The sequence below is a fragment of the Agromyces seonyuensis genome (genome assembly GCF_009789225.1).
In the GTDB taxonomy this organism is placed as follows: Bacteria; Actinomycetota; Actinomycetes; order Actinomycetales; family Microbacteriaceae; genus Agromyces; species Agromyces seonyuensis.
Map to the genome: position 1 here is coordinate 1 of NZ_WSTA01000016.1, position 15,656 is coordinate 15,656.

The 15,656-nt window shown below is 73.6% G+C and carries 11 protein-coding genes; 7 read left to right on the forward strand and 4 right to left on the reverse strand.

Annotated elements, in window-relative coordinates; all coding sequences use genetic code 11:
- Positions 1-184 precede the first annotated feature (184 nt).
- On the forward strand, positions 185-631 hold the full coding sequence (locus GB864_RS05175; RefSeq protein WP_160423282.1) for a VOC family protein: 447 nt from the start codon (positions 185-187) through the stop codon (positions 629-631).
- 3 nt (positions 632-634) lie between these two features.
- On the opposite strand, the gene GB864_RS05180 is transcribed toward GB864_RS05175, so the two are convergent.
- The 3 genes from GB864_RS05180 to GB864_RS05190 form a co-directional block, all read right to left on the reverse strand.
- A complete protein-coding gene (locus GB864_RS05180; RefSeq protein ID WP_160423283.1) occupies positions 635-1,393 on the reverse strand; it encodes an META domain-containing protein in 759 nt (252 codons plus the stop codon).
- An 87-nt stretch (positions 1,394-1,480) separates the two neighbouring features.
- Entirely contained in the window at positions 1,481-2,119 is a 639-nt protein-coding gene (locus tag GB864_RS05185; RefSeq protein WP_160423284.1) for a hypothetical protein, read from the reverse strand.
- 160 nt (positions 2,120-2,279) lie between these two features.
- On the reverse strand, positions 2,280-2,894 hold the full coding sequence (locus tag GB864_RS05190) for a type 1 periplasmic-binding domain-containing protein (protein WP_160423285.1): 615 nt from the start codon (positions 2,892-2,894) through the stop codon (positions 2,280-2,282).
- A 216-nt stretch (positions 2,895-3,110) separates the two neighbouring features.
- On the opposite strand from GB864_RS05190, the gene GB864_RS05195 reads away from it, so the two are divergent.
- From GB864_RS05195 to GB864_RS05205, 3 genes are all read left to right on the forward strand, one after another.
- Positions 3,111-4,367 (forward strand): HupE/UreJ family protein, encoded by a 1,257-nt coding sequence (locus GB864_RS05195; protein ID WP_160423286.1) that lies wholly within the window; start codon positions 3,111-3,113, stop codon positions 4,365-4,367.
- Between the two features lie 173 nt (positions 4,368-4,540).
- The gene (locus GB864_RS05200) at positions 4,541-6,967 is read left to right on the forward strand and encodes a purple acid phosphatase family protein (RefSeq protein WP_160423287.1); all 2,427 of its coding nucleotides are present in this window, start codon (positions 4,541-4,543) and stop codon (positions 6,965-6,967) included.
- A gap of 182 nt (positions 6,968-7,149) precedes the next feature.
- Positions 7,150-8,214: a WxL protein peptidoglycan domain-containing protein gene (locus GB864_RS05205; protein WP_160423288.1), complete on the forward strand. Its 1,065-nt coding sequence runs from the start codon at positions 7,150-7,152 to the stop codon at positions 8,212-8,214.
- A gap of 17 nt (positions 8,215-8,231) precedes the next feature.
- Here the strand turns inward: GB864_RS05205 and GB864_RS05210 are convergent, their stop codons facing one another.
- Positions 8,232-9,143 (reverse strand): LysR substrate-binding domain-containing protein, encoded by a 912-nt coding sequence (locus tag GB864_RS05210; protein ID WP_160423289.1) that lies wholly within the window; start codon positions 9,141-9,143, stop codon positions 8,232-8,234.
- Between the two features lie 135 nt (positions 9,144-9,278).
- On the opposite strand from GB864_RS05210, the gene GB864_RS05215 reads away from it, so the two are divergent.
- From GB864_RS05215 to GB864_RS05225, 3 genes are all read left to right on the forward strand, one after another.
- Positions 9,279-12,884, forward strand: a complete 3,606-nt coding sequence (locus tag GB864_RS05215) for a proline dehydrogenase family protein (RefSeq protein ID WP_160423290.1) — start codon at positions 9,279-9,281, stop codon at positions 12,882-12,884.
- Between the two features lie 208 nt (positions 12,885-13,092).
- Positions 13,093-13,872: a cyclase family protein gene (locus GB864_RS05220; RefSeq protein WP_202106995.1), complete on the forward strand. Its 780-nt coding sequence runs from the start codon at positions 13,093-13,095 to the stop codon at positions 13,870-13,872.
- Between the two features lie 35 nt (positions 13,873-13,907).
- Positions 13,908-15,584 (forward strand): thiamine pyrophosphate-binding protein, encoded by a 1,677-nt coding sequence (locus tag GB864_RS05225; protein ID WP_160423328.1) that lies wholly within the window; start codon positions 13,908-13,910, stop codon positions 15,582-15,584.
- Positions 15,585-15,656: the final 72 nt, after the last annotated feature.

A 15,656-nucleotide genomic window follows, 5' to 3' on the forward strand; every position in this document is an offset into this window, starting at 1 on the left:
GCCTAGGCGGCCGGCGTTCGGCCCCGCGCCCTCCCGTCCTCGCCGGGCGCGCGTGCGCCGCCGCGCCGACGAGGACGCCCGCGTGCAGGCGGCCGTCGACGCGGCGCTCCGCGATCGCGACGCCGCCGAGACGGGCGAGCCCGCGGACGAGCGGATGTCCGCGATGCGGGGTTGACTCGGCGGCATGGACATCAGCTTCGTCGCGGGCTTCGGGCCCATCGGCCGACCGGACTCGCACGACTTCTGGGCCGGGCGCTTCGGCATCCCGTTCCACGAGAACGCGCCCGGGTACTTCCACAGCGAGGACGTGCCCGGCGTGAAGGCCTTCGCGATCTGGCCGCTCGAGCAGGCCGCGGAGGCGACCTTCGGCAGCCCGGAGTGGCCCGCCGACCGTCCCGTGCCGCAGGCGTGGATCGAGTTCGACGTCGCCTCGCCGGCGGCCGTCGCCGACGCCGTGGAAGAGCTCGCCGGGCAGGGCTGCGACATCCTCGTCGGCGCCCACGACGAGCCGTGGGGGCAGACCACGAGCCGGCTGCAGAGCCCCGAGGGTCTGCTCGTGGGCGTCAGCTTCACTCCGTGGATGCACGAGGGCGACGGCGCCCAGGCCGAGGGCGAGGCCGACGCGACCTGACGCTCAGGCCGTGCGCGGCAGCGTCGCGAGCACAGCGTCGTGGTCGTCGCGCACGACCAGGGCGTCGCCCTCGATCGTCGCCGAGTCGAGCCGGCTGAGCGACTGGTCGACGCCCTCGCACGCCATGCGGGTGAGGGCCGGGTCGTCGAACTCCAGGGAGCCGTCGTCGTCGATCTCCCATCTGCCGGTCATCCGGTTGCAGCCGTCGCTGCCGGTGTAGGTGCCGTCCGTCGAGATCACGAGGTACGGCGAGCGGTCCGCCTCCTCGCCCCAGGTGCCGACGTACCCCGTGCCCGCGATCGCGCCCGCGCTCGCCGAGGGGTCCGGCGAGGCGCTCGAGTTCGTGCCTCCGGTTCCTGCGCCCGGTGCGGGCGTGGCGCCGCCGCCGCGTTCGAGCGTGCCGAGGATGACGCCGCCGTCGGCGATCACGGTCATCCTGTCGCCGCTGATGCGGGCGGACTCCGCGCCGACGAACCACACGTCGACGCCGGGGCAGGCCATCAGCGTCGATGCGAAGCCGTGGAAGTCGACCTCGCCGTCGTCCTCGAGCTCCCAGCCGCCGACGAGCCGGTTGCAGCCGTCGGTGCCGGTGGCCGTGCCGTCGTCGAAGAGCTCGAGCGACGGCGTACCCGGTGCCGCCGGATCGCCCCACGTGCCGACCGGATCGACCGCGGGGGCGTCGCCCGCTCCGCCGGCGCACCCGGACAGCATCAGCGCGGTCGCCGCAGCGAGTGCGACGACGAGCAGTCGTGAGACGGGCATCCGTATCGACCTCCCCCGGTGCGACGGGCCGCGACATTCGTCCCGTGCCCTTCGCACGCTAGCGGCCACTCGGCCGCCCGTCGAGGATCAGTCGATCGAGACGACGACGCCGGTGTTCCCATCGATGACCGCCGCGATGCCGGCGGCCGCGGCGTCCTCGGCGCGGATCGGCGTCACGGCTGCGGTGCTCGGCTCGCCGCCGTCGCGGCCGTCGGAGTCCGCGCCGTCCCACACCACTGCTGTGAGGTTCCCGGTCGGGTCGGGCAGTTGGGCCCCGAGCACGAGGTACTGCTGGTCGGGATGCTCCGCCGTCGCCTGCGCGAACTCCTCGACGACGTCGATGCCGGCGCCGATCACGACGTCGGGCCGGACCTCGGCGGCTTCGGCGAGCGCCGCGTCCAGTCCGCCGTCGTCCGGGATGCCGAGCACCTCGAGTCGGAGACCGCGCGATGCCGCCCACTCCGCCGCCGCCCCGATGAGGACCTCGGCGGTCGGGTCCGACTCGGCTGCGATGAGCACGGCCGAGTAGCCCGCGTCGGGCTCGACGTCGTCCCAAGAGCCGGGCACGGGGGCGATCGTCCGCTGCGGGGCCGTACCGACGGCGTCGGCGAGCGGTCCGGATGCCGAGCAGCTGACGACCGCGAGGGCGACGGCCGCTGCGACGGCCGTCCCGGCGGCGACAACCGGTCGCCGTCCGAGGCTCCGACGATTCGACTGCGAGGTCACGATGCTCCTGCCCGCGCCCCGGCTCGGGCGCTCGTCGAACCCCACCTCCTCCGGGTGGCGTCCCGGCGGACCGATCGTGGACCCTGCGTGAACGCCCGTGGAACGAATCGGCGCGGCGCTGCGGAAACGCGGGGCGGCGCAGTCCGCTGCGAGCAGGGGCTCACGGCAGCGCGAGCACGATGCCCGTGAGCCCGGCGAGCACGCTCGCGACCCCCGCGTCCACGGCGTCGCCCGCCGCCTCGGGTGTGACGGCGGCGGCATCCTGCTCATCGTCGGTGATGCCCGTGCCGCGGAACGTCGCACCCGGCCAGACCACGGCGGTCACATTGCGCGTCGGCTCGCCGAGTTGCGCGCCGACGACGAGGAACTGCTGATCGAGGCGCTGCGCCGTCGCATACGAGAACTCGTCGACGACGCCGGCGCCGGCTCCGATGACGAGGTCGGCGTCGAGCCCGTCGGCCTCCTCGAGGCGCGCGAGCACCTGGGTGTCGTCGTCGGCGTCGAGCCGGTCGATCTCCACCTCGTGGTCGACCGCCCAGCCCTCGACGGCGGCCGCGATCGTCGTCGTCGCGGGGTCGTCGCCCGCCACGACGAGCACGGCGCGGTAGCCCTCGGGCGGCGTGACGCCGTTCCACGAGCCCGCGGGCGGCTCGACGGTCGCCTCGGGCGACGGCGACGGCCCGCCCCCGAGGAGCGCCTCCGCCGACCCGGCCGACGGCGTCGTCGCGCAGCCCGCGAGCAGCAGGGCGATCGCGGCGAGGCCGACCGGTCCCATCGTGTGGACGACGCGATGCCGTTGCCGCACAGGTGCCTCCAGACCGCCCGGTCGGGTCCGGGCCCCGTCGAGGATGCCCGCCCTGTCGGACCCGGATGCTGCGGACGCGTGCCCGGGAGGTGAACGGCGCGGGAACGGAGCGTTCGTTCTCCTGCCCGACGCGACCCGTTCACCCGCGTGGGGGAGGGTGCCTCCCGCCGAACCCGAAGGAGTCCCATGCGCCACCCCGACGCCCCGAACCGCCCTGCCCGACGGGCGTCGACGGGAGGCGCACGTCGCCTCGCCGCGGCGACGCTCGCCGCACTCGCCGCGACTGTCGCCCTGCTGGGGCCCGCCTCGGTCGCCGGTGCGCACGGCTTCACCTCGACCGTCTACGCGAGCGCGACGCAGGTCTCGGACACGCGCATCGAGGCTGCGCTCGATCTCGAATACGACCTCCTCGTCGTCTCGGCGGCCGAGGCCGCCGGCGACGACGACTTCTTCGAGCAGGGCATGGCGCTCTTCGAGACGGGCCGCGAGGCCGAAGCGCTCGCCGACCACCTCGACACCGTCGTCGCCTACGCGACCGACCGGTTCGAGGTCGCCGCGGGCGGCGCCGACTGCACGCCGACGCCGGTCGGGGCCATGACCGTCGCCGAGCGCGACGGGGTGCCGTACGGGCTGCTGACACTCGCCTACGACTGCCCGGCCGCCGACGAGCACGCCGTACGCTCGAAGCTCTTCCCCGACGAGGAGGAGTACGTCACCGGGACGGAGACGATCCTCGACTACGAGCTCGACGACCAGGCCGGCAGCGCCGCGCTCGACGCGAAGCACGACACCTACTCGACGGGGCAGCCGTGGACCGAGCGCTTCCGCGACTTCTTCGTGCTCGGCGCCGAGCACCTGCTCACGGGTGCCGACCACCTGCTGTTCCTGCTCGCCCTCATCGTCGGTTCGCGTCGCCTGCGCGACGTCGTGCTCGCCGCGACGGCCTTCACGATCGCGCACTCGGTGACGTTCCTGCTCGCGGCGACGGGCCTGGTCGCCGTCCCGTCGGCCGTCGTCGAGCCGATCATCGCCGCCTCGATCGCCGTCGTCGCCGGTGCGTTCCTGTGGCGAACGTGGCGCGGCCGGGGCCGGGCGCTCGCGGTGCCGACGGCGCCGACGGGGCCGTGGGGTCAGGACCGCGGCGACCTCGCGCGGCTCGCGGTGGTGTTCTGCTTCGGGCTCGTGCACGGGCTCGGCTTCGCCGGCGCGCTCGGCATCGACGAACCGTGGTCGTGGACGCTGCTGTGGTCGCTGCTGGTCTTCAACATCGGCATCGAGGCGGTGCAGCTCGGGATCATCGCGATCGTCTTCCCGCTGCTCGCCGCGCTGCGGCGCCGCTCGCCGCGGGCGGGCACCTGGACGGCGGCGGTCGTCTCGGCGGGCGTCGCCGCCATGGGACTGTTCTGGTTCGTCGATCGGGTCTTCGGTCTCGGGCTCGGCTGAGCCTCCGCAGTTCGCGCGCGGAGTTCGTTGCCGGATGTCATCCATTCGGTTTCCGCGCAGGTCCACCGCCAGGTGGGCGCTCGTTCAACTCCGATTCACCTGTCGCCGAAACGGTCGGTGCGGCGTGCTTTCCGCGCCGACCGAAACGCATCCGAAAGGGACTGCATCCCGATATGAACACGACACGCGCAGCGGGCTCACGCCCGCGCCACGGCGTCCGCCTCGCGGCCGCCTGCGGTCTGCTCCCGCTCGTGGCGGGGTCGATCGTCGCGACCGCCCTCCCGGCGGCCGCGGCCGACCTGCCCGCGAGCTTCCTCTCCACGTCCTCGACGTGGTCGTACTCCGACAACGGCACCAACCCCTCGCCGGGCGACGCCGACCGCCTCGCCTGGACCCGTGCGGGCTTCGACGACAGCGCCTGGAAGACCGGCGCCGGCGCCTTCGGGGCCAAGAGCGGCTCCGCCACCCCGAACCTCGGATCGGGCTTCCCGGTGACCACGGTGCTGAACCAGTACTACCCGGGCACCACGACCGACATCGAGACCTTCCACCTCCGCACGAGCTTCGACATCACGGCCGACCAGCTCGGGCAGATCGACGGCCTCGCCGGTTCGGTCGTCTTCGACGACGGCGTGCAGGTCTTCGTCAACGGGGTCAAGGTCGCCGGTTTCGCCGATGACGCCGTGAACGCGGCGGCCGAGGGCAGCAAGAACCTCGTCTACGCGGGCAACAACCTGAGCGACCCAGTCAGCGGCACCTTCACGGTGCCCGAGGCAGTGCTCCACGCCGGCAGCAACGAGGTGGCCGTCGCCCTCTACCAGGGCCGCGCCAACTCCAGCGACGTCTACCTCGACCTGAAGTCGCTCGCGCCGATCACCGAGGGCGCGGGCAGCGCCTCGATCTCCGATCTCGTGCTCGGGGTCGGCGCGGACGAAACCCAGCGCAACCTCGCCTGGTACTCGTCGGCCGACACGGCGCAGACCGTGCAGTTCGCCCCGGCGACCGCCTACGACGGCACGACCTTCCCGGCCTCGGCCGTGTCGGCGGCCGCGACCGGCGGGCTCACCACGAGCGGCGAGTACAACCGCTTCGCGACGATCGACGGCCTCGCGGCGAACACGGCCTACGTGTACCGCGTCGGCGCCGAAGGCGCCTGGTCGGCCGTGCAGTCGTTCCGCACGCAGGACTTCGCGGGCGACTTCGACTTCCTGTTCTTCGGCGACCCGCAGATCGGCTCCTCCGGCAACGTCGCGAACGACCAGGCCGGCTGGGTCGACACCGTGAACGTGGCGACGCAGACCTACCCCGACGCCGAACTGCTGTTCTCGGCGGGCGATCAGGTCGAGTCGGCCTCGAACGAGGCGCAGTACGCGGCCTTCCTCGCCGCGGACCAGCTCACGGAGATCCCGTTCGTGGCCACCAACGGCAACCACGACGTCGGTTCCAAGGCGTACTCGCAGCACTTCAACACGCCGAACCTGACCGCGTCCGCGGGAGCCGGCACGAGCACGTCCTCGGGCGGCGACTACTGGTTCATCTACAAGGACGTCCTGTTCATGAACCTGAACTCGAACAGCCGCGACTACTCCACCCACATCCCGTGGATGGAGCAGGTCGTGGCCGAGCACGGCGACGAGGCGAAGTGGAAGGTGCTCGCCTTCCACCACTCGATCTACTCGTCGGGCCCGCACGGCACCGACTCGGACGTCGTGGACCGCCGCAACAACCTGCCGACGACGATCTCCGACCTCGGCATCGACCTGGTGCTCCAGGGCCACGACCACTCGTACGCGCGCAGCTACCTGATGCACAACGGCGAGAAGGCCGACCCGGCCGAGGTCGCCGGTGCCGACCAGGTCGTCGCGGGCCCCGGCGGCGTGCTCTACGTCACCGCGAACTCGGCCTCCGGTTCGAAGTACTACGACATCAACTCGCAGGTCGCGAACTTCTCGTGGCTCTCGGTCAAGAACCAGGAGAAGGTGCGCAACTACACGGCCGTCGAGGTCACCGACGGTGCCATCACCGTGAAGACCCTGCGCTCGCAGGCCAACGGCGACGCGAACCCGATCAACTCGGTCGTCGACGCGGTCACCCTCACGCGCGCCGAGGGCGAGGACGGCGTCTCGCAGGACCTCCAGGTCGCCGTGCCCGAGCAGGCCGCGGGCGAGTTCTCGTGGAGCATCGACGGCACCAACGGCATCGTCGACCTCGGCACCGCCGAGCAGGCCGCCGACGCCTTCACCGCCTCCGGCGCGATCAACCCGATCCGCGTCTCCGACACCCGCAAGGGCTCGCCCGTCTGGTCGATCTCGGCGCAGTCGGGCGACTTCGCGGCCGGCGCCGACGAGTTCGGCGGCGAGTACCTCGGCTGGACGCCGCAGGTGACCGAGGCGGGCGGCGGCGCCCTCGCCGGCGCCGCGGTCTCGTCGAAGTTCGACGGCGGCACGGGTCTTGCGACCTCGTCGGTGCTCGGCTCGGCCCTCGCGGGTCACGCCAAGGGTGCGGCGAAGCTCAGCGCAGACCTCTTCCTGAAGGTCCCGGTCGACCTGGCGCCCGAGGGCGTCTACTCGACCAAGCTCACGCTCACCGCGCTGAGCTGATCCATCGGGGCGGCCAGCGCCGTCCCAAGCTCACGCTCACCGCGCTGAGCTGATCCATCGGGGCGGTCAGCGCCGTCCCGGGCTCGCGCTCACGGCGCTGAGCCGATCCACCCGGGGGCGGGCGGCCCGTCCGCCCGCCCCCGTCTCACCACCCGCTCCACCCAGCAAGCAGAGGATGCCTCGTGCCCGCACTCCACCTTTCCCGCCGCATCCCGCGCGCGGCCGCCGCGACCGGCATCCTCGTCGCCCTCGGCGCGGCGCTGTTCGCCGGCGCCCCCGCGATCGCCGACGAGGCGGACGCCCCGGCGGGCACCGTCCAGTGGGGCGTCCGCACCGCCGACGGCGACCTCGGCTCCGAGCGCGAGAACTACGACTACCTGCTCGAGGCGGGCGACTCGCTCGACGACGCGATCGTCGTCACGAACCACGGCGACGAGCCGCTCGAGCTCGCCGTGTACGCCGCCGACGGGTTCACCGGCGAGTCCGGCGCGCTCGACCTGCTCGCCGAGGGGGAGACCTCGACCGCCGTCGGCGCGTGGATCACCGCCGACGCGACGAGCGTGCACCTCGAGCCTGCGGCCTCGGTCGAGGTCCCCTTCCACGTCGCGATCCCCGAGGACGCGATGCCCGGCGACTACGCCGGCGGCATCGTGACGACCCTCGCCTCGGAGCAGGACGGCGGGGTCAGCGTCGACCGCCGCCTCGGCATCCGCGTGCAGGTGCGCGTCGGGGGCGAACTCGCACCCGCGCTCGTCGTCGAGGACGTGCACCTCGAGTACGCGACCCCGCTCGACCCCTTCGCGACCGCGCCGGCGACCGTGACCTACACCGTGCGCAACACCGGCAACGCGCGCCTCACCGCGGCGCAGACGGTGGCCGTGGCCGGCCCGTTCGGGATGCTCCGCGCCGACGCCGCGGACCTCGAGCCGATCCCCGCGCTGCTGCCGGGCGAGTCCTGGACCGCCTCGGCGGACGTCGCGGGCGTCTTCCCGTCGGGCCTCCTGACGGCCGAGGTCGAGCTCGTGCCGAGCGTGCCGGCCGAGGGCACGACCTCCGGTTCCGGCGACCTGCCCGCTGTGCACGCCGAGGCGACCCTGTGGGCCGTGCCCTGGATGCTCGTCGCCGCACTGCTCGTGCTCGTCGGGGCCGTCGTCGCGCTCGTGCTCGGCCGCCGACGCGCGAAGCGCCGCGAGGCCGCCCGCATCGAGGCGGCCGTCGCCGAGGCGCTCGAGACCGTCGACGCCTGAGCGAGGCCCCGGCGCCGTCAGACGGGCGTCGCGGTGCGCTCGGCGGCCCGGCGCAGGGCGTCGCGCACGGCGAGCACCGCGGGACGGGCGGCCGCGGGGCCGCGCGTGGCAGAGAACACCTCGCGCTGCGGGGCGCCGGGCAGATCGTGGAGCAGCACCGACGGCGCCTCGCCCGCCCACACGAGATCGGGCAGCAGCCCCACGGCCGCGCCCGACCGGATCAAGCGGATGTGGGCCATGAGGTCGGCGGTCTCGAAGCGCACGTCGGGCTCGAAGCCGGCGCTGCGGCAGAGCTGCTCGGCCCACTCCCGGCTCGCGGTGCCCTCGGGCTCGAGCACCCAGGCGCGCCCGGCGGCCGTCGCGAGCGTGCGCGGGGAGACCTCCCGCCCTGCGGGATGCGGCGGCACGGCGAGCCGCATGGTGTCGCTGGCGAGCGGCTGCCGGTCGAGGCCCTCGAGGAGCGGGCGGGTGCGGCCGGGGTACTGCTCGGCGAGCACGAGGTCGGCGTCGCGCGTGGTGACCTCGAACAGGCCCGCCTCGGGCGGGCGCTCACGCATCTCGACGCGAAGGGACGGATGCTCCCGTGCGAGGAGCGCGAGGGCCTGCGGCACGATCGCGTGGGCGGCCGACTGGAAGGCCGCGATGCGGACGGTGCCGCCGACGCTGCCGCCGACGCCCGCGAGGGCGGCCTGGGCATCCTCGAGCTCGTCGAGCACGCGCCGGGCGTGCACGACGAGCAGTTCGGCCGCCGGGGTGAGCTGCACGCGCCGCCCGGCGGGGGCGAGGAGCTCGACGCCGACCTCCTTCTCGAGCTGGGCGAGCTGCTGCGAGACCGACGACGGACTGTAGGCCAGCGCCTCGGCAACGGCGGCGAGCGTGCCCCGATCGCGCAGTTCGACGAGCAGGCGGAGGCGGCGGACATCCCACATGCCTCCATTCAACAGGAAAACCGAACAGTACCCGTCGGAATCATTTGCTGGACCGAACGGACGGGCGGCCTGAAGATCGCTGGAGACGGGCGCGCCGACCCGAGACTGCGCCTGCGAGAAAGGGACACTGCAGAGATGACCGACGTCGATTACCGCCGGGCCGACCAGGCGGCGAGCACCGACCGAGTGGTGGCGCTCGTGCGCCGCTGGCTCGCCGAAGCGGCCGAGCATCCCGTCGACCCTGCGGCCGAGCGCCTCGCCGGCGTGCTGAAGGACCCGAACGGGCTCGCCTTCACGGTCGGCTTCGTGGACGGCGTCATGCGCCCCGAGGACCTCGGCGTCGCCGGCCGCAATCTCGCACGCGTCGCCCCCCTCGCCCCGAAGTTCCTCCCCGGCCCGCTCCGCGCCGCCATCCGCCTCGGCGGCGCCCTCGCGCCCGTCTTCCCGTGGATCGTCGTCCCGATCGCCCGCCGGGTGCTCCGCGCGATGGTCGGCCACCTCGTGCTCGACGCGACCCCGAAGAAGCTCGGCCCCGCGATCACGAAGCTCCGCGAGGGCGGCAACCGGCTGAACCTCAACCTCCTCGGCGAAGCCGTGCTGGGCGAGCGCGAGGCCGATCACCGCCTCGCCGGCACCCGCACGTTCCTCGCCCGCGACGACGTCGACTACGTCTCGATCAAGGTCTCGAGCGTCGTCAGCCAGCTCTCGATGTGGTCCTTCGACGAGGCCGTCGAGAAGGTCGTCGCCAAGCTCACGCCGCTCTACGAGCTCGCGGCCGGGGCGAAGACGCCGAAGTTCATCAACCTCGACATGGAGGAGTACCGCGACCTCGACCTCACGATCGCGGTCTTCACGAAGCTCCTCGACCAGCCGCAGCTGCAGGGGCTCGAGGCGGGCATCGTCCTCCAGACCTACCTGCCCGACGCCCTCGGCGCCATGCAGCACCTCCAGGAGTGGTCCGCGGCCCGCGTCGCCGGCGGCGGCGCGCCGATCAAGGTGCGCGTCGTCAAGGGCGCGAACCTCGCCATGGAGCACGTCGACGCGGCCATCCACGACTGGCCCCTCGCGACGTACGACCGCAAGCAGGATGCCGACACCAACTACAAGCGCGTGCTCGACTGGGCGATGACCCCCGAGCGCCTCGCGAACCTCCGCCTCGGCATCGCGGGCCACAACCTCTTCGACATCGCTCACGCCTGGCTCACCGCCGAGGCGCGCGGCGTCACCTCGGGCGTCGAGTTCGAGATGCTCCTCGGCATGGCGACCGGCCAGGCCGAGGCCGTGCGCGGCGACGTCGGGCAGCTCCTGCTCTACACGCCCGTCGTGAACCCCGCCGAGTTCGACGTCGCGATCGCCTACCTGATCCGCCGCCTGGAGGAGAACGCCTCGAGCGACAACTTCATGTCGGCCGTCTTCGAGCTCGACAAGTCCGCCGCGCTCTTCGACCGCGAGCGCGACCGCTACATCGCCTCGCTCGAAGCCCTCGAGCGCGACCGGTCGACGCCCGCCCCGAACCGCGTGCAGAACCGTCGCACCGAGTGGGACGACGCCGCGATCGAGCGCGCCATCCGCGTGCCCGCGGCGGAGGCTCCCGGCCTCCACGACGACGACCAGTCGCTCACGAATGTCGTGCTCGGCCTCACCCGCGGCTCGGACGCGCTCGGGCTGACCGCCGCGGCCCCGACCGCCGTCGGCTTCGGCGAGACCCCCGGCTTCGAGAGCGAGCCCGACACCGACCCGGCCATCGCCGCGAACCGCGAGTGGGGCCGCCGCATCCTCGCCCGCATCCCGGACTCGGACCTCGGCGTGCAGACGACCGCCGACGCCGCGGTCGCCGACGCCGACGCCCTCGACGCAGTGCTCGAGGCCGCAGCCGCGGCCGGCACGCGCTGGGGCGCCCTGCCCGGCGCCGAGCGCGCCGCTGTGCTGCACCGCGCGGGCCTCGCCCTCGCGGCGAACCGCGACCGCCTCATCGAGGTCGCCGCGTCGGAGACCGGCAAGACCATCGCCGAGGCGGACGTCGAGGTCAGCGAGGCCATCGACTTCGCCAACTACTACGCCGAGCGCGCCCGCGAGCTCGACCACGTGCGCGGCGCGGCCTTCGTTCCCGCGAAGGTCACCGCGGTCATCCCGCCGTGGAACTTCCCGCTCGCGATCCCGGCCGGCGGCGTCCTCGCGGCCCTCGCGGCCGGTTCCGCCGTCGTCTTCAAGCCCGCGCGACAGGCGCAGCGCTGCGGCGCAGTCGTCGCCGAGGCCCTCTGGGAGGCCGGTGTGCCGCGCGAGCTGCTCGCCCTCGTGGACGTCTCCGGCAGCGGCCTCGGCAAGGACCTCGTCTCCGACGACCGCGTCGACCGCGTCATCCTCACCGGCGCGTACGAGACGGCCGAGCTCTTCCGCTCGTTCCGCCCCGACCTGCCCCTGCTCGCGGAGACGAGCGGCAAGAACGCGATCATCGTGACGCCGTCGGCGGACCTCGACCTCGCCGCGTCCGACGTCGTCAAGAGCGCCTTCGGCCACGCCGGCCAGAAGTGCTCGGCGGCCTCGCTCGTCATCCTCGTCGGCTCGGTCGCGAAGTCGGAGCGCTTCGCGCGCCAGCTCGTCGATGCCGCACGCTCGATGCGCGTCGGTTGGCCCGAGGACGCCACCACCCAGATCGGCCCGATCATCGAGCCCGCGAAGGGCAAGCTCGAGTGGGCGCTCACGACCCTCGACTCCGGCGAGAAGTGGCTCGTCGCGCCCGAGCAGCTCGACGCCGAGGGCCGGCTGTGGTCGCCGGGCATCCGCTCGGGCGTCAAGGCGGGCTCCCGATTCCACCTGACCGAGTTCTTCGGCCCGGTGCTCGGCATCATGCACGCCAAGGACCTCGACGAGGCCATCGCGATGCAGAACGCCGTCGACTACGGCCTCACCGCCGGCATCCACACCCTCGACCCGGCCGAGCTCGAGCTCTGGCTCGAGACGGTCGAGGCGGGCAACCTCTACGTCAACCGAGGCATCACGGGCGCCATCGTGCAGCGCCAGCCGTTCGGCGGCTGGAAGAAGTCGGCGGTCGGCGCAGGCGCCAAGGCCGGCGGCCCGAACTACCTGTTCGGCCTCGGCACCTGGGTCCCCGCCCCGATGGGCGCGGGCGGCAGCCTGCACCTGCGCGGCCTCGAGCGACGCGTGACCGGCCTCATCGAGGCGTCGCAGTCCTCGCTCGACTACGACGCGTTCGAGACGCTGCGCCAGTCGGTGCTCTCCGACGAGCTCGCGTGGCTCGAGGGCTACGGCACCGCGGTCGACGTCTCCGGCCTCGGCGTGGAGCGCAACGTGTTCCGCTACCGGCCGGCCGCGGCGACCATCCGCATCTCGGAGGGCGCGAAGCTCGGCGAGGGCCTCCGCGTCATCGCGGCGGCGCTGCTCGCGAAGTCGCCGCTCACCGTGTCGAGCGCGATCGACCTGCCGAAGGGCGTGCGCCAGATCCTCGAGGTGCGCTCCGTGCCGGTCGTCGTCGAGACCGACACCGCCTGGCTCGCCCGCCTGGCCGAGACCGGGCCGGATGCCTCGCGCATCCGCCTCGTCGGCGGCGACGCCTCGGCGGCGACCCGCGCAATGGGCGGCCGCCCCGACATCGCGATCTGGTCGAACCCGGTCACCCCGTCCGGCCGCGTCGAGCTCCTGCCCTTCCTCCACGAGCAGGCGATCGCGATCACCAACCACCGATTCGGCAACCCGACGACCCTCTCCGAGGGCCTCGTCTAACCTCCGAACGGTCCCCCTGCGGAGCCGAGGTCGCTACCCCGACCTCGGCTCCGCTGCTTCGTCCGGCGGCAGAGGTCGTCCTCGCCCGGGACGGGTCCGCGACCCGGCGGTTCGTCCGCGCGTGGTCGTCTCGGGACGCCGCTCTTGCGCCGGGCGGCGCCGGGCATCCACGCTGGACGGGCCCGACTCCCACTGCCGAAGGATGACGATGTCCACGCTCTCCGACTTCACCGCCGCGCTCGCCGCGGGCACGATCCGCGTGATCGACCTGACCAACACGCTCTCCGCGTCGACGCCGGCCCTGCGCCTGCCCGAGCCGTTCGCGAACCTCATCGACTTCAGCCTCGAGCAGGTGAGCGAGTACGACGAGCCCGGCCCGTTCTGGAAGCACTCGAACATCCACACCGGCGAGCACATCGGCACGCACCTCGACGCCCCCGTGCACTGGATCTCCGGCCGCGCGGGCCACGACGTCTCCGAGATCCCGCCCGCGCGGCTCGTCGGCCCCGCCGTCGTCATCGACAAGTCCGCCGAGGTCGCCGCGAACTCGGACTTCCTGCTCGAGATCGAGGACCTCCTCGCGTGGGAGGCCGAGCACGGAGTGCTGCCCGAGAACGGGTGGCTGCTCTTCCGCACCGGTTGGGACGTCTACTCGGACGACGAGGACGAGTTCCTCAACGCCGACGAGACCGGGTCGCACACACCCGGCATCAGCGCCGCAGCCGCCGAGTGGCTCGCGACCGAGCGCTCGATCTCCGGCTTCGGCGTCGAGACCGTCGGCATCGACGCGGGCCGGGGCGCCGAGCTCGACCCGCCGTTCCCCGCCCACTACCACCTGCTCGGGCACGACAAGTACGGCATCACCTCGCTGCAGAATCTCGCGGAGCTGCCCGCCACGGGCGCCGTGCTCGTCGTCGCGCCGCTGCCGATCGTCGGCGGCTCCGGCAGCCCGGCTCGCGTGTTCGCCCTGGTCTCGGACCCCGCGTGAGCGAGGCATCCGCCGTCGTCGACGTCGAGGCGCGGATGACCGTCGCCGAAGCCGCCGGACGCGCCCTCGCCGCGCTCGGCGTCGGGGCGTGCTTCGGCGTCGTCGGCTCGGGCAACTTCGCGGTGACGAACGCGCTGCGCGCGGCCGGCGTGCCCTTCGTGGCCGCCCGGCACGAGGGCGGCGCGGCGACGATGGCGGATGCCCATGCCCGCATGTCGGGGAAGGTCGCGCTGCTCTCGGTGCACCAGGGCTGCGGGCTCACGAACGCGACGACCGGCATCGGCGAGGCGGCCAAGAGCCGCACGCCGCTCATCGTGCTCGCCGCGGAGGCGGGCGCGGGCGCGGTCACGTCGAACTTCGCGATGGATCAGGACGCGCTGGCGCGCAGCGTCGGTGCGGTGTCCGAGCGGGTGCACTCGGCTGCGACGGCGCTCGCCGACGTGGTGCGCGCGTACCGCACGGCCCGCGACGGCCGCCGCACCGTCGTGCTGAACCTGCCGCTCGACGTCCAGGGGCAGACCCTCCCGGCCGATGCGCTGACGAGGATGCCCGTGCCGCCGGTCATCCCGCCGGTGCGACCCGCCGCATCCGCCGTCGAGGCGCTCGCCGACCTCCTCGAGGCGGCCGAGCGCCCCGTGTTCGTCGCGGGCCGCGGTGCGCGCGGCGCCGGTCCGGAGCTGCGCGCCCTCGCCGCCCGGTCGGGTTCGCTGCTGGCGACCTCGGCCGTCGCGAACGGCCTGTTCGCGGGGGAGGAGTTCGCCCTCGGCATCTCGGGCGGCTTCTCGTCGCCGCTCGCGGCGGAGCTCATCGCGGACGCCGATCTCGTCGTCGGCTTCGGCTGCGCGCTCAACATGTGGACCATGCGCCACGGCGCCCTCATCGGACCGGCGGCCCGCATCGTCCAGGTCGACGACACGGGCTCGGCGCTCGGCGCCCACCGGTCCATCGACCTCGGCGTGCTCGGCGACGTCGGCGCGACCGCGGCCGACCTGCTCGCCGAGCTCGAGCGGCGTTCGGGGGAGTCCCCTCGCCCCGGCTACCGGTCGCCGGAACTCGCCGAGCGCCTGCACGCCTCGATCCGCTGGAACGACACCCCGACGCCCGACCTCTCGGGCCCGGATGCCGCGGGGGAGACCCGCATCGACCCGCGCGTGCTGAGCGCCCGCCTCGACGAGCTGCTGCCCGCCGAGCGCATCGTCTCCATCGACTCGGGCAACTTCATGGGGTACCCGAGCGCCTACCTGCGCGTGCCCGACGAGCACGGCTTCTGCTTCACCCAGGCGTTCCAGTCGATCGGCCTCGGGCTCGGCACGGCCATCGGCGCCGCGCTCGCCCGGCCCGACCGCCTCCCGGTGCTCGGCACCGGCGACGGCGGGTTCCTCATGGCGATCTCCGAGCTCGAGACGGCCGTGCGGCTGCGCGTCCCGCTCGTCGTGGTCGTCTACGACGACGCCGCCTACGGTGCCGAGGTGCACCACTTCGGCCCGGCCGACCCCACGGCCGATCTCGGCGCGGTCGTCTTCCCCGACGTCGACCTCGCCGCGATCGCCCGCGGCTACGGCGCGACGGGACTGACGGTGCGCTCGGTCGCCGACCTGGACGCCGTGGCCGACTGGCTCGCGAGCGGGCCGGCCGCGCCGCTCGTCATCGACGCGAAGATCGCGGCCGACGGCGGCTCGTGGTGGTTGCAGGAGGCGTTCCGCGGCCACTGAGCCCCGGGCGGAGGTCGTCGACGGGGTGGCGGATCGCCACCCCGTCTCCCGGACCCCACGGCCGCCGAAGTC

What these genes read in the sequence shown, in the direction of transcription:
- GB864_RS05175 (WP_160423282.1), top strand. Translation starts at nt 185, where the DNA reads ATGGACATCAGCTTCGTCGCGGGCTTCGGGCCCATCGGCCGACCGGAC.
- GB864_RS05180 (WP_160423283.1), bottom strand. Translation starts at nt 1,393, where the DNA reads ATGCCCGTCTCACGACTGCTCGTCGTCGCACTCGCTGCGGCGACCGCG.
- GB864_RS05190 (WP_160423285.1), bottom strand. Translation starts at nt 2,894, where the DNA reads ATGGGACCGGTCGGCCTCGCCGCGATCGCCCTGCTGCTCGCGGGCTGC.
- GB864_RS05195 (WP_160423286.1), top strand. Translation starts at nt 3,111, where the DNA reads ATGCGCCACCCCGACGCCCCGAACCGCCCTGCCCGACGGGCGTCGACG.
- GB864_RS05200 (WP_160423287.1), top strand. Translation starts at nt 4,541, where the DNA reads ATGAACACGACACGCGCAGCGGGCTCACGCCCGCGCCACGGCGTCCGC.
- GB864_RS05210 (WP_160423289.1), bottom strand. Translation starts at nt 9,143, where the DNA reads ATGTGGGATGTCCGCCGCCTCCGCCTGCTCGTCGAACTGCGCGATCGG.
- GB864_RS05215 (WP_160423290.1), top strand. Translation starts at nt 9,279, where the DNA reads ATGACCGACGTCGATTACCGCCGGGCCGACCAGGCGGCGAGCACCGAC.
- GB864_RS05220 (WP_202106995.1), top strand. Translation starts at nt 13,093, where the DNA reads ATGTCCACGCTCTCCGACTTCACCGCCGCGCTCGCCGCGGGCACGATC.
- GB864_RS05225 (WP_160423328.1), top strand. Translation starts at nt 13,908, where the DNA reads ATGACCGTCGCCGAAGCCGCCGGACGCGCCCTCGCCGCGCTCGGCGTC.